Annotated in this window: 21 protein-coding genes; 13 read left to right on the top strand and 8 right to left on the bottom strand. The window is 73.6% G+C overall.

What is annotated here, in order from left to right; translation table 11 throughout:
• The first annotated feature begins 2 nt into the window (after positions 1 to 2).
• The 7 genes from MB828_RS05330 (at position 3) to hypA (ending at position 4915) form a co-directional block, all read left to right on the top strand.
• Complete coding sequence (locus MB828_RS05330) at positions 3 to 1091, top strand: hydrogenase expression protein HypE (protein WP_301647138.1); 1089 nt, start codon at positions 3 to 5, stop codon at positions 1089 to 1091.
• Between the two features lie 53 nt (positions 1092 to 1144).
• Entirely contained in the window at positions 1145 to 2935 is a 1791-nt protein-coding gene (locus MB828_RS05325; protein ID WP_301647137.1) for a nickel-dependent hydrogenase large subunit, read from the top strand.
• Positions 2928 to 3473: a NifU family protein gene (locus MB828_RS05320; protein ID WP_133022944.1), complete on the top strand. Its 546-nt coding sequence runs from the start codon at positions 2928 to 2930 to the stop codon at positions 3471 to 3473. Before MB828_RS05325 ends, MB828_RS05320 begins: the two co-directional genes overlap by 8 nt.
• A complete protein-coding gene (locus MB828_RS05315) occupies positions 3470 to 4072 on the top strand; it encodes a DUF5947 family protein (protein ID WP_133022943.1) in 603 nt (200 codons plus the stop codon). Before MB828_RS05320 ends, MB828_RS05315 begins: the two co-directional genes overlap by 4 nt.
• A gap of 41 nt (positions 4073 to 4113) precedes the next feature.
• The gene (locus MB828_RS05310; RefSeq protein WP_046732763.1) at positions 4114 to 4320 is read left to right on the top strand and encodes a hypothetical protein; all 207 of its coding nucleotides are present in this window, start codon (positions 4114 to 4116) and stop codon (positions 4318 to 4320) included.
• Positions 4321 to 4392: 72 nt separating this feature from the next.
• On the top strand, positions 4393 to 4569 hold the full coding sequence (locus tag MB828_RS05305; protein WP_301647136.1) for a hypothetical protein: 177 nt from the start codon (positions 4393 to 4395) through the stop codon (positions 4567 to 4569).
• A 7-nt stretch (positions 4570 to 4576) separates the two neighbouring features.
• Positions 4577 to 4915, top strand: coding sequence for a hydrogenase maturation nickel metallochaperone HypA (gene hypA, locus MB828_RS05300; protein ID WP_046732774.1), 339 nt, complete (start codon positions 4577 to 4579; stop codon positions 4913 to 4915).
• 49 nt (positions 4916 to 4964) lie between these two features.
• Here hypA and hypE read toward each other — a convergent pair whose 3' ends face one another.
• The 8 genes from hypE to MB828_RS05260 all read right to left on the bottom strand — a co-directional run bounded on the left by hypE (position 4965) and on the right by MB828_RS05260 (position 14038).
• Complete coding sequence (gene hypE, locus MB828_RS05295) at positions 4965 to 5954, bottom strand: hydrogenase expression/formation protein HypE (RefSeq protein ID WP_301647261.1); 990 nt, start codon at positions 5952 to 5954, stop codon at positions 4965 to 4967.
• A 67-nt stretch (positions 5955 to 6021) separates the two neighbouring features.
• Entirely contained in the window at positions 6022 to 7149 is a 1128-nt protein-coding gene (gene hypD / locus MB828_RS05290) for a hydrogenase formation protein HypD (protein WP_301647135.1), read from the bottom strand.
• Complete coding sequence (locus tag MB828_RS05285; RefSeq protein ID WP_046732759.1) at positions 7146 to 7436, bottom strand: HypC/HybG/HupF family hydrogenase formation chaperone; 291 nt, start codon at positions 7434 to 7436, stop codon at positions 7146 to 7148. Before MB828_RS05285 ends, hypD begins: the two co-directional genes overlap by 4 nt.
• Before the next feature lie 3 nt (positions 7437 to 7439).
• Positions 7440 to 9797 (bottom strand): carbamoyltransferase HypF, encoded by a 2358-nt coding sequence (gene hypF / locus MB828_RS05280; protein ID WP_301647134.1) that lies wholly within the window; start codon positions 9795 to 9797, stop codon positions 7440 to 7442.
• Complete coding sequence (gene hypB, locus MB828_RS05275) at positions 9794 to 10516, bottom strand: hydrogenase nickel incorporation protein HypB (RefSeq protein ID WP_301647133.1); 723 nt, start codon at positions 10514 to 10516, stop codon at positions 9794 to 9796. Before hypB ends, hypF begins: the two co-directional genes overlap by 4 nt.
• Positions 10517 to 10584: 68 nt before the next feature.
• Positions 10585 to 11166 carry a hydrogenase maturation protease gene (locus MB828_RS05270; RefSeq protein WP_301647132.1) on the bottom strand — a complete coding sequence of 194 codons (582 nt, stop codon included), beginning with the start codon at positions 11164 to 11166 and terminating at the stop codon, positions 10585 to 10587.
• Positions 11163 to 12833 carry an enoyl-CoA hydratase-related protein gene (locus MB828_RS05265; RefSeq protein ID WP_301647131.1) on the bottom strand — a complete coding sequence of 557 codons (1671 nt, stop codon included), beginning with the start codon at positions 12831 to 12833 and terminating at the stop codon, positions 11163 to 11165. The genes MB828_RS05270 and MB828_RS05265 overlap by 4 nt, the downstream gene beginning before the upstream one ends.
• Positions 12834 to 12853: 20 nt before the next feature.
• Positions 12854 to 14038, bottom strand: a complete 1185-nt coding sequence (locus MB828_RS05260; protein ID WP_430381336.1) for an acyltransferase family protein — start codon at positions 14036 to 14038, stop codon at positions 12854 to 12856.
• 217 nt (positions 14039 to 14255) lie between these two features.
• Here MB828_RS05260 and MB828_RS05255 point away from each other — a divergent pair, with 217 nt between their 5' ends.
• The 6 genes from MB828_RS05255 (at position 14256) to MB828_RS05230 (ending at position 20858) form a co-directional block, all read left to right on the top strand.
• Positions 14256 to 15605, top strand: a complete 1350-nt coding sequence (locus MB828_RS05255; RefSeq protein ID WP_301647130.1) for an FAD-binding protein — start codon at positions 14256 to 14258, stop codon at positions 15603 to 15605.
• A gap of 96 nt (positions 15606 to 15701) precedes the next feature.
• Positions 15702 to 16448 (top strand): nuclear transport factor 2 family protein, encoded by a 747-nt coding sequence (locus MB828_RS05250; RefSeq protein ID WP_301647129.1) that lies wholly within the window; start codon positions 15702 to 15704, stop codon positions 16446 to 16448.
• Complete coding sequence (locus MB828_RS05245; RefSeq protein WP_301647128.1) at positions 16445 to 16786, top strand: YciI family protein; 342 nt, start codon at positions 16445 to 16447, stop codon at positions 16784 to 16786. The genes MB828_RS05250 and MB828_RS05245 overlap by 4 nt, the downstream gene beginning before the upstream one ends.
• Positions 16787 to 16793: 7 nt before the next feature.
• A complete protein-coding gene (locus MB828_RS05240) occupies positions 16794 to 18053 on the top strand; it encodes an RNA polymerase sigma factor (protein WP_301647127.1) in 1260 nt (419 codons plus the stop codon).
• A gap of 103 nt (positions 18054 to 18156) precedes the next feature.
• The gene (locus MB828_RS05235) at positions 18157 to 19332 is read left to right on the top strand and encodes a serine hydrolase domain-containing protein (RefSeq protein ID WP_301647126.1); all 1176 of its coding nucleotides are present in this window, start codon (positions 18157 to 18159) and stop codon (positions 19330 to 19332) included.
• Positions 19329 to 20858, top strand: coding sequence for an alpha/beta hydrolase (locus MB828_RS05230; protein ID WP_301647125.1), 1530 nt, complete (start codon positions 19329 to 19331; stop codon positions 20856 to 20858). The genes MB828_RS05235 and MB828_RS05230 overlap by 4 nt, the downstream gene beginning before the upstream one ends.
• Positions 20859 to 20865 lie beyond the last annotated feature (7 nt).

The following is a 20865-nucleotide window of genomic DNA, read 5'->3' as shown; positions in this document are numbered from 1 at the left end:
GCATGAGCATCAAGAACGGCACCACCGCCGTGGGCGGCGAACCCGGCGTGACCCAGGAACACCAGGGGTTCGACGAGATCACCATCCTGTGGATCTCCGAAGGCATGAGCTGCGACGGCGACACCGTCTCCGTGACGGCGGCCGACCAGCCCTCCATCGAGGACCTGGTCCTCGGCCTGATCCCGGGGATGCCGAAGGTCAACCTGGTCAACAAGGTGCTCTCGCCCAGCCTGGGCGGCGAGGACTTCCTCGCCCCCTACCGGGCGGCGGCACGGGGCGAACTGGAGCCGTTCATCCTCGTCATCGAGGGGTCGATCCCGAACCAGAACATCATCGAGGGCGACGGCTACTGGACCTCGTTCGGCAACGACCCGGAGACCGGCCAGCCGCAGACCATCAACACCTGGATCGACGAACTGGCGCCCAAGGCCTGGGCGGTGGTGGCCATCGGCACCTGCGCCACGTTCGGCGGCATCCACGCGATGGCCGGCAACCCGACCGGCTCGATGGGCCTCGCGGACTACCTGGGCTGGGACTACAAGTCCCAGGGCGGACTGCCGGTGGTGAACATCCCCGGCTGCCCGGTCCAGCCGGAGAACTTCATGGAGACCCTGGTCTGGGTGCTCTACCACGCCGCGGGCACCGCTCCGCCGCCTCCGCTGGACCACATGCTGCGCCCGCAGTGGCTGTTCGGCCGCACGGTGCACGAGGGCTGCGACCGCGCCGCCTACTACGAGCAGGCGACCTTCGCCGCCGACTACAACTCGCCCAAGTGCCTGGTCAAGACCGGCTGCTGGGGGCCGGTGGTGAACTGCAACGTGCCCAAGCGGGGCTGGATGGCGGGGATCGGCGGCTGCCCGAACGTCGGCGGCATCTGCATCGGCTGCACCATGCCGGGCTTCCCGGACGCCTTCATGCCGTTCATGGACGAGCCGCCCGGCGGCACCCTCTCCTCGCTGGCCATCAAGCCGTACGGCGCGGTCATCCGCCGGCTGCGCGGCTTCACCAACGAGCTGGTCAACCACGAGCCCAAGTGGCGCCACAACAAGCGCAAGCTCACCAGCGGATACGCCCCGCGCTGGCGGCCCTGAACGAGAGCACCGACCCGACTCCCCCCACACTCAAAGCAAAGGTCAGCGAGCCGATGACAACAGAGGCCCGGCGCACAGGGCGCAAGCCCGCGCAGATCGTGGACATGTCCTGGGATCCGATCACCCGGATCATCGGAAACCTGGGCATCTACACGAAGATCGACTTCGCCAACCGGGAGGTGGTGGAGTGCCACAGCACCTCCTCCCTCTTCCGCGGCTACTCCGTCTTCATGAAGGGGAAGGACCCGCGCGACGCGGGCTTCATCACCTCCCGCATCTGCGGCATCTGCGGCGACAACCACACCACGTGCTCCGACTACGCCCAGCAGATGGCGTACGGCGTGAAGCCGCCGCCGCTGGCCGAGCACATCGTGAACCTCGGCGAGGCGGCCGAGTACATGTTCGACCACACGATCTTCCAGGACAACCTGGTCTTCGTGGACTTCTGCGAGCAGATGGTCAAGGCCACCAACCCGAGCGTCCTGGCCCGCGCCCAGAAGACCACCGCGCCGCGCGGTGACATCCACGGCTACCGGACCATCGCCGACATCATGAAGGCCTTCAACCCCTTCGAGGGCGAGGTCTACAAGGAGGCGCTGAAGGTCTCCCGGACCACCCGTGAGATGTTCTGCCTGATGGAGGGCCGCCATGTGCACCCCTCCACGCTCTATCCGGGCGGTGTCGGCACCATGCCGTCGCCGACCGCGTTCACCGACTACCTCAGCCGGCTGATGCACGTCATCGACTTCGTGAAGAAGGCCGTCGCCATGAACGACGACGTCTTCGACTTCTTCTACGAGGCGCTGCCCGGCTACGAGGAGGTCGGCAAGCGCCGCATCCTGCTCGGCTGCTGGGGCGCCTGGCAGGACCCGAAGGTGGTCGACTACAAGTACGAGAACATGAACCGCTGGGGCAAGGCGATGTACGTCACCCCGGGCATCGTGGTCGACGGCGAACTGGTCACCAACAACCTGGTCGACATCAACCTGGGCCTCAGGATCATGCTGGGCTCCTCGTTCTACGAGGACTGGGTCAACGAGGACCCGTTCGTCACCCACGACCCGCTCGGCAACCCCGTCGACATGCGGCACCCGTGGAACCAGACGACCCTCCCGGTGCCGCAGAAACGGGACTTCGAGGGCAACTACAGCTGGGTGATGAGCCCCCGCTGGTACGACCAGCGCACCGGCGACCACCTCGCCCTCGACACCGGCGGCGGCCCGCTGGCCCGGCTCTGGTCGACCGCGCTGAGCGGCCTCGTCGACACCCCGTACATCAAGGCCACCGGGCACAGCGTGCGCATCTCGCTGCCCAAGGGTGAGACGCTGCCGGAGACCACGCTGGAGTGGAAGATCCCGAAGTGGTCCAACACCCTCGAACGGGACCGCGCCCGGCCGTACTTCGTCGCCTACGCGGCGGCCATGGCCCTGCAGTTCCTGGACGAGGCGATGGGCCTGGTGCGGTCCGGCGACACCAAGGTGTTCGAAAACTTCGAGGTGCCGGACGAGGCGATCGGCTGCGGCTTCCACGAGGCCGTGCGCGGGGTCCTCTCCCACCACCTGGTGATCAAGGACAAGAAGATCGCCAACTACCACCCGTACCCGCCGACCCCGTGGAACGCCAGCCCTCGCGACAAGTTCGGCACCCCGGGCCCGTACGAGGACGCCGTGATGAACCAGCCGATCTTCGAGGAGAACGGCCCGGACGACTTCAAGGGCGTCGACATCATGCGCACGGTCCGCAGCTTCGACCCCTGTCTGCCCTGCGGTGTCCACATGTACACGGGCAAGGGCAAGACCCTCACCGTCACCCACTCGCCGACCTACGGCGCGAACCATGGCTGACGGACGGCTCGACGGGCCGGCGGTCGAGGCCCGGCTGGCCCGACTCGACACCCTCCTGGAAGGCCTGGAGACCGCCCAGGGCCCGGCCGGGCGGTCGGCCGCCGAGGCGGTACGCCTGCTCACCGAGGTCTACGGCGAGGCCCTCGCCCGGGTCCTCGACCGCGCGGACGCGCCGCTGGCCGGGTCGCTCGCCGACGACGAGCTCCTCGACCACCTCCTGGTCCTGCACGACATCCACCCCGAACCGCCCGAGCGCCGGGCCGCCCGCGCGGTCGAGCGGCTGCGCCCCGCGGTGCGCGAGCGCGGGGGCGACGTCGAGTGGGCCGGGATGGAGGACGAGGTGGGCCGGGTGCGGCTGACCACGGGCGGCGGTTGCGGCTCCGGGTGCGGCGGAGGTACCACGGAGGTGACCGACGCCGTCCGGGAGGCGGTGCTCGCCGCGGCTCCCGAGCTGGCGGACGTGCGGCCGGTGGCCGAGGCCCCGGCGCCCGCCTTCGTCCCCCTGGACTCGCTGCGCCGGCCGCAGGAGGCACGGTGACCACCGACGGTGCCCTGGCCCGTCTCATCCGTTCCGCCGCCGACCACCGGCCTGCGGCGGACACGGAGGTGTGCGACCTGTGCGCCGCCCCGGTGGCCGCGGACCACCCGCACCTCTACGACACCGGACAGGACCAGGTGCGCTGCGCCTGCCGGCCGTGCTCGGTGCTGTTCGCCGACGGCCGGCAGGGCACCGGCGACGGCCAGTTCCGGCTGATCCCGACCCGCCGGGTCCGCCTTCCGAAGGTGGACACGGCGGCTCTCGGGGTCCCGGTCGGCCTGGTCTTCTTCGTACCGCGCGCCGACGGCTCGGTGACCGCCCAGGGGCCGAGCCCGGCGGGTGCCATGCGCTGGCAGGTGGACGCGGCGGCCTGGCAGCGCGCGGTCACCGGCTGCCCGCCCCTGGCCGGCCTGGCCCCCGACGTCGAGGCACTGCTGGTCAACACCGTGCACGGCCTCGACCACCACTGGATCGCACCGGTCGACGACTGCTTCCGCATGCTCGCCGTGGTGCGCCGGGAATGGCGCGGCCTGTCCGGCGGGGGCCGGATGTGGCCGGCCGTGGAACGTTTCTTCGAGGAGCTCACCGAACGGTCCTGACCGAGCGGCCTCGAGGAACGGCAACAGTAAGGAGAGATCCCATGGGCAGCATCAGAGTCGGCCGCCCCCAGGCGCGCCCCGACACCCCGTCCCACGTGCCCGGTATGCACCAGGGCAACGAGGGTCCGTACAAGAAGCAGACCGGACACCACTCGGACGGCACCGCCGACGCGCGGCGCTCGACCAACATCCACTGGAAGCGCCACGACGCCCTGCTGGACGTCATGCCGAACATCCCGCCCGGATGAGACCCCGGACGAGACAGAGATGAGACAGAGATGAGACAGACGGAGATGAGACGGAGAGCGGAGTTTCCTCCCATGAAGGGTCGAGGCAAGAGAACGGGGACGGCGGCCCAGCGCGTGCTGACCGCGGAGATCGCCGTGGTGGGCGCGCTGGTCCTGGCGCTGTTCGTCACCGAGATCCCCAGCATGGTGCGCGAGATGAAGATCTGGCGCATCGCCGGTGGGCTGCGTGCCCGTCACCGGTATCCGTGAGCCGGACGTGCACGAACTGTCGATCGCGACCGCGATCGTGGAACAGGCCGACGAGTGGGCCCGGGCGGACGGCGCGACCGGCGTGGCCGCGGTGACCGTCCGGGTCGGCGAGCTGTCCGGGGTCGTCCCCGACGCCCTGGACTTCGCCTTCGAGGTGGCCCGCGACGGCACCGCCCTCGCGGGCGCCCGCCTGGTCGTCGAGCAGGTGACCGCGCGGGCCTGGTGCGGGCCGTGCGCCGAGGAGTTCGCGGTGGGCATGCCCCCGTTCTTCTGGTGCCCGCGCTGCGACCGGCCCTCCACCGAACTGCGCAGCGGCCGGGAACTGGAGATCACCGCCGTCGAGTGACCCGGCCGGCGCCCGAGGGCGCGGGCGGGGCACTCGCCGGCCGGCGGCTTCAGCAGATGCGGGGCAGCTGCTCCCCGAGCGGCAGGTCCACGACCCGGGTGCCGCCCAGTCCGGTCGCCACGACGACCATGCCCGGGTGCTCGGCCACGCACTCCCCGACGACCACCGCGCCCGCCCCCTGCGGATGCGCGCGCATCGCGGCCAACACGGCCTCGGCGTCGGCGGGCGGCACGAAGGCCACCAGCCGGCCCTCGTTGGCGACGTAGAGCGGGTCGAGTCCGAGGAAACCGCAGGCGTTGGCGACCGCGTCCGGCACCGGGACGGCGCGTTCGCTGAGCCGTACCCCGGTTCCGGAGGCGCGGGCGATCTCGTTCAGCGAGGCGGCGAGACCGCCCCGGGTGGGGTCGCGCAGGACGTGGATGTCCGGGGTGACGTCCAGCATGGTCGCCACCAGGTCGGCCAGCGGCGCGGTGTCGCTGGCGATCTCGACGCCGAACTCCAGCCCCTCGCGCACGCTCAGCACGGCGACCCCGTGCAGGCCGATCGGCCCGCTGACGATGACGGCGTCCCCGGGCCTGGCCCGCTGCGGCCGGACGTCGACCCGCTCGGGGACGAGCCCGACGCCGGCGGTCGTGACGTACACCCCGTCCCCGTGGCCGGCCTCGACCACCTTGGTGTCCCCGGTGGCGATGGTGACCCCGGCGGTCTCGGCCGCCGCGCCCATGGCCCGCGCGACGCGTTCCACGACGCTCAGCTCCACGCCCTCTTCCAGGACGAACGCGGCGGACAGGTAGGCGGGCCGGGCGCCGCTCATCGCCAGGTCGTTCACGGTGCCGTTGACGGCGAGGTCGCCGAGGCAGCCGCCGGGGAAGAACAGCGGCCGTACCACGTAGGAGTCGGTGGAGAGGGCGAGCCGGGCGCCGCCCAGGTGCAGGACGGCCGAGTCGGTCATGCCGGCCAGCAGCGCGTTGCCGTAGGCGGGGGTGAAGACCTGCTCGATCAGCTCGGCGGAGAGGGCGCCGCCCCCGCCGTGGCCCATCACCACGACCGGCTGGTCGCGGATCGGTGCCGGGCAGCTCCAGTTCGCGGGGTCCACGACGGTCTGGTCAGCCAACGGGGTTCATCTCCTCACGCGCGGGCGCCGGCCCGGACATCCGGCGGTAGAGGTAGTAGGCGGCGCAGGCGCCCTCGCTGGAGACCATGGTGGCGCCGAGCGGGGTGCGCGGGGTGCAGGTGGTGCCGAAGGCCGCGCAGTCCGTGGGCTTGATGAGCCCTTGCAGGACCTCACCGGCCCGGCATTCGGCGGGTTCCTCGGTGCGGATGCCGCTGACGTCGAAGCGGTGTTCGGCGTCGTACGACCGGTAGGCCTCGCTGAGCCGCCAGCCGCTGGCGGGGATCCGGCCGATGCCGCGCCAGGCGCGGTCGGTGACCTCGAAGACCTCCTCGATCATGCGGACGGCGGCCGGGTTGCCGGCCTCGCGCACGGCGCGGGGGTAGGCGTTCTCCACCCGGTGCTCGCCGCGCTCCAGCTGGCGGACGGTGCGCCGGATGCCCTCCAGGATGTCGAGCGGTTCGAAGCCGGTGACGACGATGGGCACCCGGTGCCGTTCGGCCAGTTCGGGGTACTCGCTCATGCCCATCACGCTGCACACGTGACCGGCGGCGAGGAAGCCCTGCACCCGGCAGCGGGGGGCGGTCATGATGGCCTCGACGGCCGGGGGGACCCGGACGTGGGAGACCAGCAGGCTGAAGTTGGCCAGGCCGAGCCGCTTGGCCTGGTGCACGGCCATGGCGTTGGCGGGGGCGGTGGTCTCGAAGCCGATGGCGAAGAAGACGACCTGCTTGTCCGGGTGGCGCCTGGCCAGTTGGAGCGCGTCGAGCGGGGAGTACACCACGCGGACGTCGCCGCCCTCGCCCTTGACCCGGAACAGGTCGCGGTCGGTGCCGGGCACCCGCAGCATGTCGCCGAACGAGCAGAAGATCACGTCGGGCCGGGCGGCGATCTCCAGCGCCTTGTCGATGCACTCCAGCGGGGTCACACAGACCGGGCAGCCCGGCCCGTGGATCAACTCGATCTGTTCCGGGAGGAGTTGGTCGATGCCGTGCCGGATGATGGAGTGGGTCTGGCCGCCGCACACCTCCATCAGGGCCCAGGGCCGGGTGGCGGTGGCGCGGATCTCGTCGAGCAGCCGGCGCGCCAGCTGTGGGTCGTTGAACTCGTCGAGGTACTTCACCGGGCCTCACTCCCCTCGGCCTGCTCGGCGGCCTGCCGCCAGGCGTCGCCGAACTCCTCCTCGAGCAGTCCGAGTTCCTCGAAGAGCCGCAGGGAGGCCAGGGCGGACTCCTCGTCGAGCCGCTGAAGGGCGAAGCCCACGTGGACGATGACGTACTCCCCCACCCGCACGTCGGACACGTACTCCAGACACGCCTGCTTCTGCACCCCGCCGAAGTCGATCAGGCCGGTGAGCGGATCGGCGGTGTCGTCGATGCTCACGACCCTGCCGGGCACTGCCAAACACATGGGTCACTCCGTCTCGTCGCTGGTTCCTCTGGGTTGGTCGTCCGGTACTTCGCGGGCCGCGACCAGCAGTTGCCCGAGCGCCAGTCCGCCGTCGTTCGGGGGGACCTCGCCGTGCAGCAGCACGGTGAAGCCGTCGTCGCGGAGCAGTCCGGCGCTCGCGTCCTCCAGCAGGGCGTTGGCGAAGACACCGCCGGTCAGAGCGACGGTGTTCAGGCCGGTGGCGTCGCGGACTCCTCGGCAGACGGCGGCGACGGCCCTCGCGACACCGCGGTGGAAGCGGGCCGCGATCACCGGTACCGGGATGCCGCGCCGCAGGTCGCCGATGACCGCGCGCAGGGCGGGCGCCGGGTCGAGGCGGTCACCGAAGGGGTATGCGGCGCGGTCCCGGTCCCAGGCCAGGCAGGCCTGCGCCTCCAGTTCCAGGGCGGCCTGGGCCTCGTAGCCCGCCCGGTGGCACACGCCCGCGAGGGACGACACCGCGTCGAAGAGCCGGCCCATGCTGGAGGTGGTCGCACAGCCGACACGGCTCGGCAACTGCGCTGCCAGCACTCGGAGTTCGTCGCGCGAGCAGGCGGCGACGCTGGGCAGATCGGGGTCCCACGGCAGGCCGGCCGCCCACAGCCGGGCCAGCGCCGTGCGGCAGGGGTTGGCGACCCCCGCGTCCCCGCCGGGCAGCGGGGCCGGGGCGAGGTGGGCGAGACGGCGGTAACCGGTGTAGCCGGCGACGAGCACCTCGCCGCCCCAGACGCTGCCGTCGTCGCCGTAGCCGGTGCCGTCGAAGGCGACGCCGATGACGGGGGTGGTGCCGTCGAGGCCCGCCTGTGCCATGACGGAGGCGATGTGCGCGTGGTGGTGCTGCACGAACACCGGTCTTCCGAGGGGAAGTCGCGCGCTGCGGCGGCGGGCCCAGGCGGCCGAGTGGTAGCCGGGGTGGCGGTCGGCGGCGACGAGTTCGGGGCGGACGCCGGTCAGCCGGTGCAGATGCCGTTCCGCCCCGGCGGCGGCCTCCAGGGTGGCCAGGTCGCCCATGTCGCCGATGTGCGGGCCGAACCAGGCGAGGTCGCCCTCGCCGACGCAGAGCGCGTTCTTGAGGTCGCCGCCCACCGCGAGCGCGGGCCGCACCGGCACCGGCAGCCGCAGCGGGCGGGGCGCGTATCCGCGGGAGCGGCGCAGTACCTGTTCGGTGCCGTCGGCGCGGACCCGCAGCAGGGAGTCGTCGCACGGCGAGGCGATGGGCCGGTCGTGCGCGAGCCAGGCGTCGGCCAGCCCGGACAGCCGGGTCAGCGCCTCCTCGTCGTCCGTGACGATCGGTTCGCCCGAGCGGTTGCCGCTGGTCATGACGAGGACGCGGGGGCCGGGCGGGTCGCCGGGGAGGCCGAAGAGGAGGGTGTGGACGGGGGTGTAGGGCAGCATCACGCCCAGGTGCGGGCTGCCCGGGCAGACGCCGGCCGCCAGCCCGGTACCACGTTTGGGGCGGAGCAGGACGATGGGGCGGCGGGGGCCGGTGAGGGCGGCTCGCTCGGCCGGGCCGACCTCGGCGATCCGTTCCGCCTGGGCGAGGTCCGCGCACATCACGGCGAACGGCTTGTCGCCGCGGGCCTTGCGGGTGCGCAGGGTGTCGACGGCGTGGCCGTCGGAGGCGTCGCAGGCGAGGTGGTAGCCGCCGACGCCCTTCACGGCGACGATCCGACCGGCGGTCAGCAGCTCTCGCGCCCGTGACAGGGCCTCACCGTCGCGAGCGGCTCTCATCGCGCTGCCCGCGGCGGGCACCAGCCGCAGCCGGGGCCCGCAGTCGGGGCAGGCCACGGGCTGGGCGTGGAAGCGGCGGTCGGCCGGGGTGTCGTACTCACGGGTGCAGCGCGGGCACATGGGGAAGCCGGCCATGGTGGTGGCCACGCGGTCGTAGGGCATCCCGGTGGCGATGGTGAAGCGGGGTCCGCAGTGGGTGCAGGTGATGAAGGGGTGGCGATACCGGCGGTCGGCCGGATCGGCGAGTTCGCGCAGGCAGTCGGCGCAGGTGGCGGTGTCGGGCGGGAGCAGCGTGCGGCCCGGCGCGGACTGTTCGGTGGCGCGGATGGTGAAGCCGGGGTCCGTCCCGGTGGCGGGCACCTCGTCGACGCCCACGGCGGTGACGGTGGCCAGCGGCGGCGGTGCGCCGGCCAGCCGCTCGCAGAACCGCTCGACGTCCGTGGCCGGCCCCTCCACCTCGATGAGCACCCCGTGCGCGGTGTTGCCGACGAACCCGGTGAGGGCGAGTTCGGCGGCCAGCCGGTGGACGTGGGGGCGGAAGCCGACGCCCTGTACGGTCCCGCGCACCGTGATGCGCCGGCGGACGGCCGTCGCGGTGGTGGGCGCGGTCACGAGGCGGTCGGGGCGTGGAGGTGGCCGTGCGGGTGGGGGGCGAGCGGGGGCCGGTGGGCGGGGGCGCCGTCGCGTACGGCGAGCACCCGGTCGAGGACGGTGTCGACGCCTTCGCCGGTACGGGCGCAGGTGCGGACGACCTCGACGCCGGGGTTGACCCGCCGTACCTGGTCGGCGAAGGCGCGCTCGTCGAAGCCGGCCGGTCCGGCGAGGTCGGTCTTGGTGAGTACGACCAGGTGGGCGGAGCCGAAGGCGGTGGGGTACTTCGCGGGCTTGTCCTCGCCCTCGGTCACCGCCATCAGCACGATCCGCAGGTGTTCACCCAGGTCGTAGGAGGCGGGGCAGACGAGGTTGCCGACGTTCTCGACGAACAGCAGCGCGGTGTCCGGCGGCAGCCAGCCCTCCAGGTGACCGCGGACCTGCCGGGCCTCCAGGTGGCACAGCCCGTCGGTCAGGAGCTGCTTCACCGGCGCTCCCGAACGGGCCAGCCGGGTCGCGTCGTTCTCGGTGGCGAGGTCGGCGGTGAAGGCGGCGACGGGGACGTCCCGCTCCAGCGCCCGGGCGAGGACCCGGCCGAGCAGCTCGGTCTTGCCGCTGCCGGGGCTGGAGAGCAGGTTCACCACGTTCACCCCGCGCGCGGTCAGGTCGTCGCGCAGGCTCGCGGCCAGGCCGTCGTTCCTGGCCAGGACGGCCCGGGTGACCTCCTCCGACTGGCACATGGGCGGTCCGCTCCTCGGTCGCTGGGGTGGGGAAGGACCTGCGGGGCGGTGGGTGCCGTCCTGGTCCGCTAGCGATCCTCCGCGCCCGTGGCGGCTGTCGGCGGGCGACCGGCCGGGACGGGGGGCGCGGATTCCTCCGGGCGGGCCAACGGGGGCGTGGCCAGGGGGTCCGCGAGGAGTGCCGGGACGAGGACGTGCAGGGCGGTCACCGCCTGCCCGACCGCTTCCCGGACCGGTGCGCTGAGCCCGGGGGCGATGTCCTCGTCGCCGCGCGGCGGCTCGCCCGGTTCGCAGGCGAGGACGAGGACGCGGGGCAGGGGTTCGTCGCCGAGGTGGGCGGCGAGGGCGAGCACCTTCGCCGGGTCCATGCCGTGCGCCTCGGGCGGGGCGGCCGCGGCGCCGTCCGGCGGGTCGGGTTGGATCAGGGAGAGGGTGCCGGGGCGCTCACCGCGGGCCGCCGCGTCCACGAGGACGGCGACCGTCCAGCCGTCGAGCAGTTCGTAGGCGAGGTCCAGGCCCCGGATGCCGTAGTCCCGGACCCGTACGGCGGGCGGCAGCGGCCGGTCGGCCAGGGAACGGATCACCTCGGGGCCGAAGGCGTCGTCGCCGAGGAAGATGTTGCCGACGCCCGCCACCAGCAGCCGGGTCACCGGGCACCGCCGGGGACCTTGCGGACGAAGGCCGAGCGCAGCGCGTGGTAGGCGGCGCCCGGGTCGAAGAACAGGGCGTGCATCCGGGCGAGTTCGTCCGCGCGGTGCTCGGCGAGCGGGTACCGCTCCTCGTCGGCGAGGCGCGCCGCGGCCTTGGCGGCGATCCGCCGGTCGAGGTCCGGGGTGCCGGCCAGTTCCGCGGCCAGGCGCTCGACCTCGGCGGTGAAGTCCTGGGCGGGGACGGGTACCAGGCGGTCGACGAGCCCGAGCCGGGCGGCGGTGGCCGCGCTCACCGGCTGGGCCTCCTCGGTCAGCCGCCGGGCCGTCTCCGCTCCGGCCCGGCGGGGCAGCGAGTACGTCCAGAACTCCGAGCCGTACAGACCCATCCGCCGGTAGTGCGGGTTGAGGACGGCGCCCGAGCGGCACCAGACCTGGTCGGCGGCGAGGGCGAGCATGGCGCCGCCGGCCGCGGCGTTGCCGCCGAGCGCGGCCACCACCAGCCGGTCGGTGGTCCGCAGCACGGCCTCGACGAGGTCGTCCATGGCGTTGAGGTTGGCCCAGGACTCCACGGCCGGGTCGGGGGCGGCCTCGATGACGTTGAGGTGGATGCCGTTGGAGAAGAAGTCACGCCGGCCGCCGAGCACCAGGACCCGGGTGGGGCGGGCGAGGGCGTACTCGTAGGCGGCGAGCAGCCGCCGGCAGTGGCCGGTGCTCATGGCGCCGCCGGGGAAGGAGAAGCTGACGAAGCCGACGTCGCCGTGCTGCCGGTAGCGGATGTCGGTCCAGGTGCGGCGGTCCGGGTCCGGTTCCAGCGGGGCGGGGCACTCGGGGAGCGCCGGGTCGGCGAGCACGTCGGCCGCCGGGCGGCGGAAGGGCGCCGGGTCGCCGGAGTTCCTGCGCGGGCGCAGCTCCGGGATCCAGACGGCGCCGTCGCGGGTGGCCCGGCAGACCGCGCCCGCCCGCGTCGCCAGCAACGCGCCGGGTTCGCCGCGCAGTTCGTCCTCGGGGTGACCGCCGTGCAGGAACACCTCCCGGCCGCCCAGCTCGTCCAGCACGCCCGGCTGCGAGTCGGCGCCGCGCAGTTTGCGCAGCACCGTGTCCGTGTCGTCGGCCGCCCAGTCGATCCGCCGCCGCTCCTGCCGGAAGACGTCACGCCAGACGACCCGGCCGCGGATCGCGGGGTCGCTCTGCGGCAGTGGCTTGTACGAGCCGTCCGCGTACCGTCGTACGGCCAGGTGGACGGCGGTCAGGGCGGCGTCGGTGGCCTCGCCCCGGTACAGGTCGCTCTTGCCGACCGGCGCCACCGGGAACGGTTCGCTCGCCCACACCGCGCCCGCGTCCATCGCGGCCTCGGCCTGCAGGACGGTCACCCCCCAGGTCGGGGCCTGTTCGGCGATCGCCCAGTCGAGGGCGGAGGGGCCCCGGTCGCCGAGCGGGCCCGGGTGCACGATCAGGCAGGTGTGCGCCTGCCAGACGTCCTCGGGGAGTGCCGTCCTCAGCATCGGGGCCACGATGAGCTCCGGGGGCCGTTCCCGTACGGCCGAGCGGATGGCGTCCGGACCCCGGCCGGCGAGGACGACGTCCACCCGGTGGTCGAGGTCGGACAGCTCGGCGTACACCCGCTGGGACAGGCTGTTGAACGCGCTTGCGATGAGCAGAATGTCCATGGTGCGGCATGTTTGCCGCTTCAGCGGCTCCCGGGAAGGACCCGTGCGGCGTTTCGCCGCCCGCCCTGGTCCACTCGGCCCTCCGGAGTCCGGAACGCCCACTCCATTCCGGGCTCCATCACGAACCGGAAGACCCGGCGCACCGGCGGGGTGCACAGCAGGGTCACCACCGCGGCGGCGACCAGGGTCGCGGTCACCGCGCCGAGCGGCCCGTGCATCCACGCGGGGTCGTACCAGTGGGCGGGCTTGGCGCCCTGCGCGACGAAGCCGTGCAGCAGGTAGCCGTAGAGCGTGCCCGCGCCGAGGGCGGTGAACCAGGTACGGCGGCCCGGTACCCAGGCGAGGAAGCAGGCGACCAGGACCAGGGAGCAGCCGAAGGTGGCGAGGGTCATCACGGGCCCGTACCAGGCGGGCACGCCCAGCTGCTCGGCGCTGTCCCGGTGGAAGAACCAGCGGTAGCCGAGGTGCGGCACCGACCAGTAGGCGACCGCGAGGGCCGCCGCGGCGACGGGCAGGGCGCACAGCCGCACGCTCCAGCGGCGCAGCAGGCCGAAGTGCTCGGGCCGCAGACAGAGGCCGAGCACGAAGTACGGCAGGAACTGCAGGACCCGCTGGAGGTCCAGGTCACCGCCGATGGACGACGAGACGCTCGCCAGCGCGGCCACGGCCAGCGCGACCGGCAGCGGCCACCGCAGCTGGCGCCAGATCGGGGTGGTCAGCCGCCAGACGAACAGGGCCGCCAGGAACCAGGTCAGGTACAGCGGGTTCAGGAGGCTGATGTCGCGGTCGGGGGCGTGGTCGCTCCACCGGGTGTACAGGGTGTAGGCGGTCTCGAAGACGACGTAGGGCACGGCGACACCGGTGACGAGCCGCCGGACGCGCGCCGGGCTCGCGTCGAAGTTCCGGGAGAAGTAGCCGGAGATGACGATGAACGCCGGCATGTGGAAGGCGTACACGAACGTGTAGAGCGCGGTGACGGTACGGCTGTCCGAGCGCAGCGGTTCCCAGGCGTGTCCGACGGCCACGAGCACGATCGCCAGGTACTTGGCGTTGTCGAAGTACGCGTCCCGCCGCCCGGCGCTCCGGGCGGGCGGCCGTTCACCTCGCGCGGGTGCCGGACCGGGTGGCGGGGCCGGCGTCCGGTCCGTGGGCCGCGCGGCTGACGCGTCGTCGACTGTGGCTGCTGTCTCGCGGGAGCCGGACAGACCAGAACACCTCTCACAGGACGTGCGCTCCGAGGAGCGACCGGGGACGGGGGTGGAGCCCGGTGGGCGCTGCTCCGGTGTCGCTGCTCTCCGGGATCCGGCGGCGTAAACCCCCCGTGGTGCCCGGCGCCGGTGTGGGAAACACCACCCGGCCGCCCTCCGCCGCCGTGAGAATGGTTCCGCCCCTGTCGACCGATGCCTCCTGGGAGCGTGCCGCGTGACGTCGTCGGACCGTGTCTTCGCCGCCGCGGGATCCATGGAACCGCTGGACACCCGCCCCGAGACGCTCCGGGCGGCGGCGGACGACTTCGGCCACCTCGTGCACGGACCGCCGCTGGGCGTGCTGCGGCCCGGGTCCGCCGCCGGGATCAGGGACGCGCTGGTGCATGCCGGTCGGCACGGGATCCCGGTGGCCGCGCGGGCGGGCGGTCACTCCCTGTACGGGCAGGGTCAGGCGCCGGGCGGGATCGTCCTGGACCTGGCCGGACTGGCCGCCGTCGGGCCGGTGACCGGCGACCGGGTCGAGGTGCAGGCGGGTGCGCTGTGGCGGGACGTGCTCGCCGCGACCCTGCCGCACGGGCTCGCCCCGCCCGTCCTGACCGACTACCTGGGCGCCGGTGTCGGCGGTGTGCTGAGCGCCGGCGGCCTGGGCGGCGCGAGTCACCGGCACGGTCTGGTGGCGGACTCGGTGCTGGAGCTGGAGGTGGTGACCGGGGCCGGCGAGCACCTGGTCTGTGCGCCGGACCGGCACGGCTCCCTCTTCCACGCGGTCCTGGCGGGTCTGGGCCAGGTGGCCGTCGTCGTCCGGGCCACCCTGCGCCTGTCCCCCGCGCCCGCCCTGGTGCGCCGCTACTGCCTGTACTACCCCGACCTGGAGGGCTACCTGGCCGACCAGCGCCTGCTGGCCGCGGACCGGCGTTTCGACTACCTGGAGGGCCAGGCCCGTCCCGCCCCCGGCGGCTGGACCTACATGGTCGAGGCGGTGGCCGGCCACCGGGGCCCGACCCCTCCCGACGACGGGACGCTCCTGGACGGCCTCGCCTTCGGGTCGGCCGAGTCCGAGGACCTCGGGTACGCCGAGTTCGCGGACCGGGTCGCCACCGACGAGGAGCTGCTGCGGTCGACCGGCGAGTGGCTGCACCCGCACCCCTGGCTGAACCTGCTGCTGCCCGAGGACACCGCCGCCTCCGTGGTGACGGCGGTCCTCGGCGACCCCGGCTTCCGGGACCTGCGCGAGAACGGCCTGGTGCTGCTCTACCCCCTGCTCGGCCGCACCCTGCGGGCCCCGCTGTTCCGCCGCCCGCCCGGCGAGGTGGTCCATCTCCTGGCCCTGTTGCGTACGGCCGTCCCCGGCACGGCCGGTCCGATGGTCGCCGCCAACCGCTGGGCGTACGAGTTCGCCCGCGCCCGGGGCGCCGTCGCCTATCCGGTCAACGCGCTGCCGATGTCCCCTGCGGACTGGCGGGCACACTACGGAAGCCGGTGGACGACCCTGGCCGAGGCCAAGGCCGTCCATGATCCGCACGGCGTGCTGGGCCGCGGGCACGGGATGTGGTCACCGGCGTAGGAGGCCGGGCCGAAGCTCGCGCCCGCCGGGTGTCGATTCCGTCCGGCGCCGTTCGTCGGTGGGGTGTAGGAAGCACATGAGGACGTGGAGGAACCCATGAAGTACATGCTGCTGGTCTGCGGCGACGACACCGCAGACGCCTCCGGGATGGCACCGGTCGAACCCTGGGTCGAGGAACACGGCGTGCGCGGCGGGAGCCGGCTGTACGGGCACCGGCTGCGGCTGCCGGACACCGCGGTCACCGTGCGGGTGCGGGACGGGGAGGTGCTGCGGACCGACGGACCGTTCGCCGAGACCAAGGAGTACGTCGCCGGGTTCGACGTCGTCGACTGCGACAGCCTGGAGGAGGCGGTACGGATCGCGGCCGGCCATCCGGTGGCCACCGTCGGGGCCCTGGAGGTGCGGCCGTTCTGGGACGAGGACCCGCTGGAGGACGCCGAGGCGGCCGTCCGCCGGATCGACGCCGAGCTGACCGAGGCGGCGCGCGAGCGGGACGTCGACCGGGTGACCGCCTGCTACGCGCCCGACGCGGAGGTCTACGGGCCCGCCGACACCGCGGGGCGGTCGGGGACCGCCGAGGTCCGCAAGGCGGTCGAGGCATGGTTCGCCACCCTGTCCGGGCCGGTGCACCGCGAGGTCCTGGAGCTGCGGGTGCGTCCCGGAGAGGGCAGCTGCTTCAGCCACGCCCTCGTCCGGATCCACGGCACCCGCGTGACCGGGGAACCCGTGGACCAGCTGGTCCGGGTCACCACCGGTTACCGCGACCCCGGGTTCGGCTGGCTCATCGCCCACGAGCACGTCTCGGTCCCGCTCGGCGCGACGGACCGGAAGGAGCGGTCATGAAGTACGTCCTGTTCATCTGCACCCCGGTCGGCGGCGAGGAGCTCAGCCCCGCCGAGATCGCCGCGGACCCGCGTTTCACCTCGTACCTCCACGAGGTCCGCAGCCGGGACGTCGTCAAGGGCGGCGCCCGGCTGCGGCCCGCCGCCGACGCCACCACCGTGCGCGTCCAGGGCGACGAAGTGCTGCTCAGCGACGGGCCGTTCGCCGAGACCAAGGAGTACGTCGCGGGCATCGACATCATCGAGGTCGCCGACCTCGACGAGGCGGTGGCACTCGCCTCCCGGCACCCCGCGGCGCTCGCCGGCGGCTCGGTGGAGGTGCGGCCGGTCTGGGAGTGAACCGCACATGAGTACCACGAACGAGGTCGAGGAGGCCGTCGCCGCCGCCTTCCGCGAGGAGTGGGCCCAGGTCGTCGCCACCCTGATCCGGGTGACCGGCGACTGGGACCTCGCCGAGGAGTGCGCGCAGGACGCCTTCGCCCAGGCGCTCGAACGGTGGCGGCGCGACGGAGTGCCGCGCCGCCCCGGCGCCTGGCTCACCACGACCGCCCGCAACCGCGCCCTGGACGTGCTGCGCCGGGAGGCGGTGGGGGCGGCGAAACAGCGGGAGGCGGCGGTGTCGGCGCGGGACGAGGGGCCGTACGACCCCGATCACGACGGGGACGACAGCGGGGTGACGGACGACCGGCTGCGGCTGATCTTCACCTGCTGTCACCCCGCCCTGTCCGTCGAGGCGCGGGTCGCGCTGACCCTGCGCACCCTCGCCGGGCTGACCACCCCCGAGATCGCGCGCGCCTTCCTGGTCCCGGAGGCCACGATGGCGCAGCGTCTGGTGCGGGCCAAACGGAAGATCCGCAACGCCGGTATCCCGTACCGGGTGCCGCCCGCGCATCTGCTGCCCGAGCGCACCACGGGCGTCCTCGGGGTGCTGTACCTGCTGTTCAACGAGGGGTACACGGCGAGCGGCGGCACGGATCTGATGCGGGCCGGTCTGTGCGCCGAAGCCGTCCGGCTGGCCCGGCTGCTGGCCCGGCTGATGCCCGACGAACCGGAGGTCGCGGGCCTGCTCGCGCTTCTGCTGCTGCACGACGCCCGCCGGGGCACGCGGGTGGACGCGGCCGGCGATCTGGTGACCCTGGACGACCAGGACCGCACGGCGTGGGACCGTGCCGAGATCGACGAGGGCGCGGCGCTCCTGGAGGGGGCCCTGCGCCGTGGCCGTCCCGGCCCGTACCAGATCCAGGCGGCCGTCGCGGCCTGTCACGCCACCGCGGCGACCGCCGCCGACACCGACTGGGCCGACATCGCCGGGCTGTACGGCGAACTCCAGCGCTTCGTCCCGTCGGCGGTGGTCCGGCTCAACCGGGCGGTCGCGGTGGGCATGGCCGAGGGGATGGAGGCCGGGCTGGCGCTGGTGGCGGAGCTGGAGGCGGAGGGCGAACTGGCCGGCTACCACCTGCTGCCGGCCACCCGGGCGGATCTGCTGCGGCGCCTGGGGCGGACCCAGGAGGCGGCGGAAGCGTACGAACGGGCCTTGGAGTCGGTGGCGAACGCGGCCGAACGCAGGTTCCTGGAGAAGCGGCTCGCGCAGTGCCGGGCGACGTAGCCGAGGGGGGCCGGCCACCCGCCGCGGCGGGGGCTGCCCCCACCACGGATGCGGCAGCCAGCGGGAGTGATCGCGGGCCGCCGCCTGCCTAGCGTGAGGGCGCATGGCAACCATTCCTGTGAAGTCCGCCCTCGCGTTATCGGCGGCGGCACTCGTGCTGACGGCCGCGCCGCCCGCCACCGCACGGCCGTCGCCCTCCTCACCCCCCGGGCGGTGCGCCGCGCCCGCCGAGGTCCGCCGGGCCCTGACCGAACTGACCTCCGGCGATCACATCACCGGCGCCTCGGTGCTCGCCGACGGCCCGTGCGGGCGCTGGACCGCGGCCTCGGGCACGGCCGACCTGCGCACCGGCCGCCCCATGAACACCACCGACCGGTTGCGTGTCGGCAGCGTCACCAAGACGTTCACCGCGACCGTCGTCCTCCAGCTCGCCGCCGAGCACCGGCTCTCGCTGGACACCTCCGTGGACCACTACCTGCCCGGCCTGATCGACGCCCACGGCTACGACGGCCGCCGCATCACCGTACGGCAACTCCTGCGCCACACCAGCGGGTTGCCCGACTACCTCGACGCACCCGAGTGGGAGCACCCGGAGCGGCTGCGCCACCGCCACTTCGCACCACGCGAGTTGATCGAGCGAGCCCTGGAACTCCCGCGCCCCGAGGGGACCTGGCACTACGCCACCACCAACTATCTGCTGCTGGGACTGATCGTGCGGCAGGTCACCGGACACGCTCCGGAGGCGGAGACCAGCAGGCGGATCATCGCGCCCCTCGGGCTGCGCGACACCTACTGGCCGGGGGACGAGACCCGGATCCGGGGGCGGTACTCGCACAGTTACTTCACCGGCGAGGACGGGCGGCGCGTCGACGGGACCGACTGGAACACCTCCTTCGGCGGTGTCGGCGGCGCGCTCGTCTCCACCCAGGCCGACCTGCTCCGGTTCGCCACCGCGCTCTTCGGCGGCCGGCTGCTGCCGCCGCGCGAACTCACCGAGATGCGGCGGACGGTGGCCGCCGATCCGGACCGGCTGTGGCCGGGCGCCCGCTACGGGCTGGGGCTGATCTCGTCGCCGCTGACGTGCGGCGGGGTGTGGTGGGGCCACGCCGGGACCGTGCCCGGCGGCCACCGGGCGCTGGTCGCGGTCGGTCCGGGCGGCCGGCGCGTGGCCGTCGCCCTCGACCAGGTACCGGACAGCCTCCGGGCCGAACTGGACTTCCAGCACCTCGTCGACGTCTCCCTCTGCCCGGCCGGCACCAGTGAGAGGACCGCCGCATGACCGGTTTCACGGCCCCCGCCGCCCTGGCCCTCGCCGGCGCGCTGGCCTTCGGCGCCGCCCCGGCCGCCACCGCCCACCCGGCCCCCGACCCGCTCGCCCGCTACCACCACCAGCACCTCGTCTGGAAGAGCTGCCGGCTCGGGCCCGACGACGACACCGGCAAGGAGCTGGAGAAGGCGGGCGCCCGCTGCGCCGACGTCACCGTGCCCCTGGACTACGACGACCCGCGCGGCCGTACGATCACCGTCGCGATCTCCCGCATCGAGGCCGCCGACACCGCACACCGCGTCGGGGCGCTGCTGCTCAACAGCGGTGGCCCTGGCGGGCAGACGATCGGTGACCCGCCGTGGGTGCGGGCGGCGATGAAGGACGTGGGCCGGCGGTACGACGTGGTCGGCGTGGACCCGCGTTTCGTCGGCCGCAGCACGCCCATGGACTGCCACTGGCCCACCGGGTCGGCGATCCGCGGCCCGGGACACGACCGGGCCGGCTTCGACCGCTCCACCGCCCTGGCCGCACGACTCGCCCGTGACTGCCGGAAGTTCGAGGGCGACGTGCTGCCGTACGTCACCACCCGGAACACCGCGCGGGACATGGACGTGATCCGCGCCGCGCTCGGCGAGCGGCGGATCTCCTACCTCGGCTACTCGTACGGCACCTACCTGGGCCAGGTGTACGCCACGATGTTCCCCGGCCGCACGGACCGGGTCGTGCTGGACGGGGTGGCCGACCCAGGGCGGTACGGCCCGCGCCTGCTGCGCGGATCGGAGCCCGCCAACCGGCACGCGCTGCGGGACTGGGCCGCCTGGGCCGCCGCCCGCGACACGACGTACGGCCTGGGCGGCAGCCGGCAGGCGGTGCTGGCGGTCGTGGACCGGATCCAGGCCGCGGCGGAGCGCGCACCGCTGCGGGTCGGCGACTACCAAGTGGACGAGAGCAGCACGCTGATGGTCGTCTTCAGCGGCCTCTCGCAGGACGACGACACGGCGTACGGCGCCTTCGCGGCGGCCGTCCGCGACCTGCGGGCCGCGGCCGACGGCAGGTCCGTCGACCCGAGTCCATGGCTCGCCGACACGCTCCGCTTCCTGCTGACCGGTTCCGAATCGGCGTACGGCAGCGTGCAGACGGCCGTCCTCTGCGGGGACGTGGCCGCGCCCCGCGTCCCGGACACCTACTGGCGTGACGTCCAACGGGCCCGCGCCCAGGACCCGTTGTTCGGGCCGGTGACCAACAACATCGGACCCTGCGCGTTCTGGGAGCCGCCGCGCGAGCGTCCGACGAGGATCAGGGACGACCTGCCGGCCCTCCTCGTCAACGCGACGGGTGACCCGCGCACCGTCTACGAGGGCGCCCAGGCGGTGCACCGCGGCTGGCCGGGCTCCCGGCTGGTCACGCTGCGCGGGGCGGACCAGCACGCGGTGTTCGGCGTCTACGGCAGCGCATGCGTCGACGCCACGGTCAACGCCTACCTGTCGACCGGACGGTTGCCGGCCGCGGACGTCACCTGCGCCGCGACCGCGCGCTGACGGGCGC

The sequence above is a fragment of the Streptomyces arenae genome (assembly GCF_022343545.1).
GTDB classification, from domain to species: domain Bacteria; phylum Actinomycetota; class Actinomycetes; order Streptomycetales; family Streptomycetaceae; genus Streptomyces; species Streptomyces humi.
The sequence above is the reverse complement of the archived record's forward strand: the minus strand, read 5'-3'. Positions and strand labels throughout refer to the sequence as shown.

Excerpts from the sequence above, each read along its gene's own strand:
- MB828_RS05330 (WP_301647138.1), top strand. The coding sequence starts at position 3 with ATGAGCATCAAGAACGGCACCACCGCCGTGGGCGGCGAACCCGGCGTG.
- MB828_RS05325 (WP_301647137.1), top strand. The coding sequence starts at position 1,145 with ATGACAACAGAGGCCCGGCGCACAGGGCGCAAGCCCGCGCAGATCGTG.
- MB828_RS05320 (WP_133022944.1), top strand. The coding sequence starts at position 2,928 with ATGGCTGACGGACGGCTCGACGGGCCGGCGGTCGAGGCCCGGCTGGCC.
- MB828_RS05310 (WP_046732763.1), top strand. The coding sequence starts at position 4,114 with ATGGGCAGCATCAGAGTCGGCCGCCCCCAGGCGCGCCCCGACACCCCG.
- MB828_RS05305 (WP_301647136.1), top strand. The coding sequence starts at position 4,393 with ATGAAGGGTCGAGGCAAGAGAACGGGGACGGCGGCCCAGCGCGTGCTG.
- hypE (WP_301647261.1), bottom strand. The coding sequence starts at position 5,954 with ATGGGCCACGGCGGGGGCGGCGCCCTCTCCGCCGAGCTGATCGAGCAG.
- MB828_RS05285 (WP_046732759.1), bottom strand. The coding sequence starts at position 7,436 with ATGTGTTTGGCAGTGCCCGGCAGGGTCGTGAGCATCGACGACACCGCC.
- hypB (WP_301647133.1), bottom strand. The coding sequence starts at position 10,516 with ATGTGCCAGTCGGAGGAGGTCACCCGGGCCGTCCTGGCCAGGAACGAC.
- MB828_RS05265 (WP_301647131.1), bottom strand. The coding sequence starts at position 12,833 with ATGGACATTCTGCTCATCGCAAGCGCGTTCAACAGCCTGTCCCAGCGG.
- MB828_RS05250 (WP_301647129.1), top strand. The coding sequence starts at position 15,702 with ATGAAGTACATGCTGCTGGTCTGCGGCGACGACACCGCAGACGCCTCC.
- MB828_RS05245 (WP_301647128.1), top strand. The coding sequence starts at position 16,445 with ATGAAGTACGTCCTGTTCATCTGCACCCCGGTCGGCGGCGAGGAGCTC.
- MB828_RS05240 (WP_301647127.1), top strand. The coding sequence starts at position 16,794 with ATGAGTACCACGAACGAGGTCGAGGAGGCCGTCGCCGCCGCCTTCCGC.
- MB828_RS05235 (WP_301647126.1), top strand. The coding sequence starts at position 18,157 with ATGGCAACCATTCCTGTGAAGTCCGCCCTCGCGTTATCGGCGGCGGCA.
- MB828_RS05230 (WP_301647125.1), top strand. The coding sequence starts at position 19,329 with ATGACCGGTTTCACGGCCCCCGCCGCCCTGGCCCTCGCCGGCGCGCTG.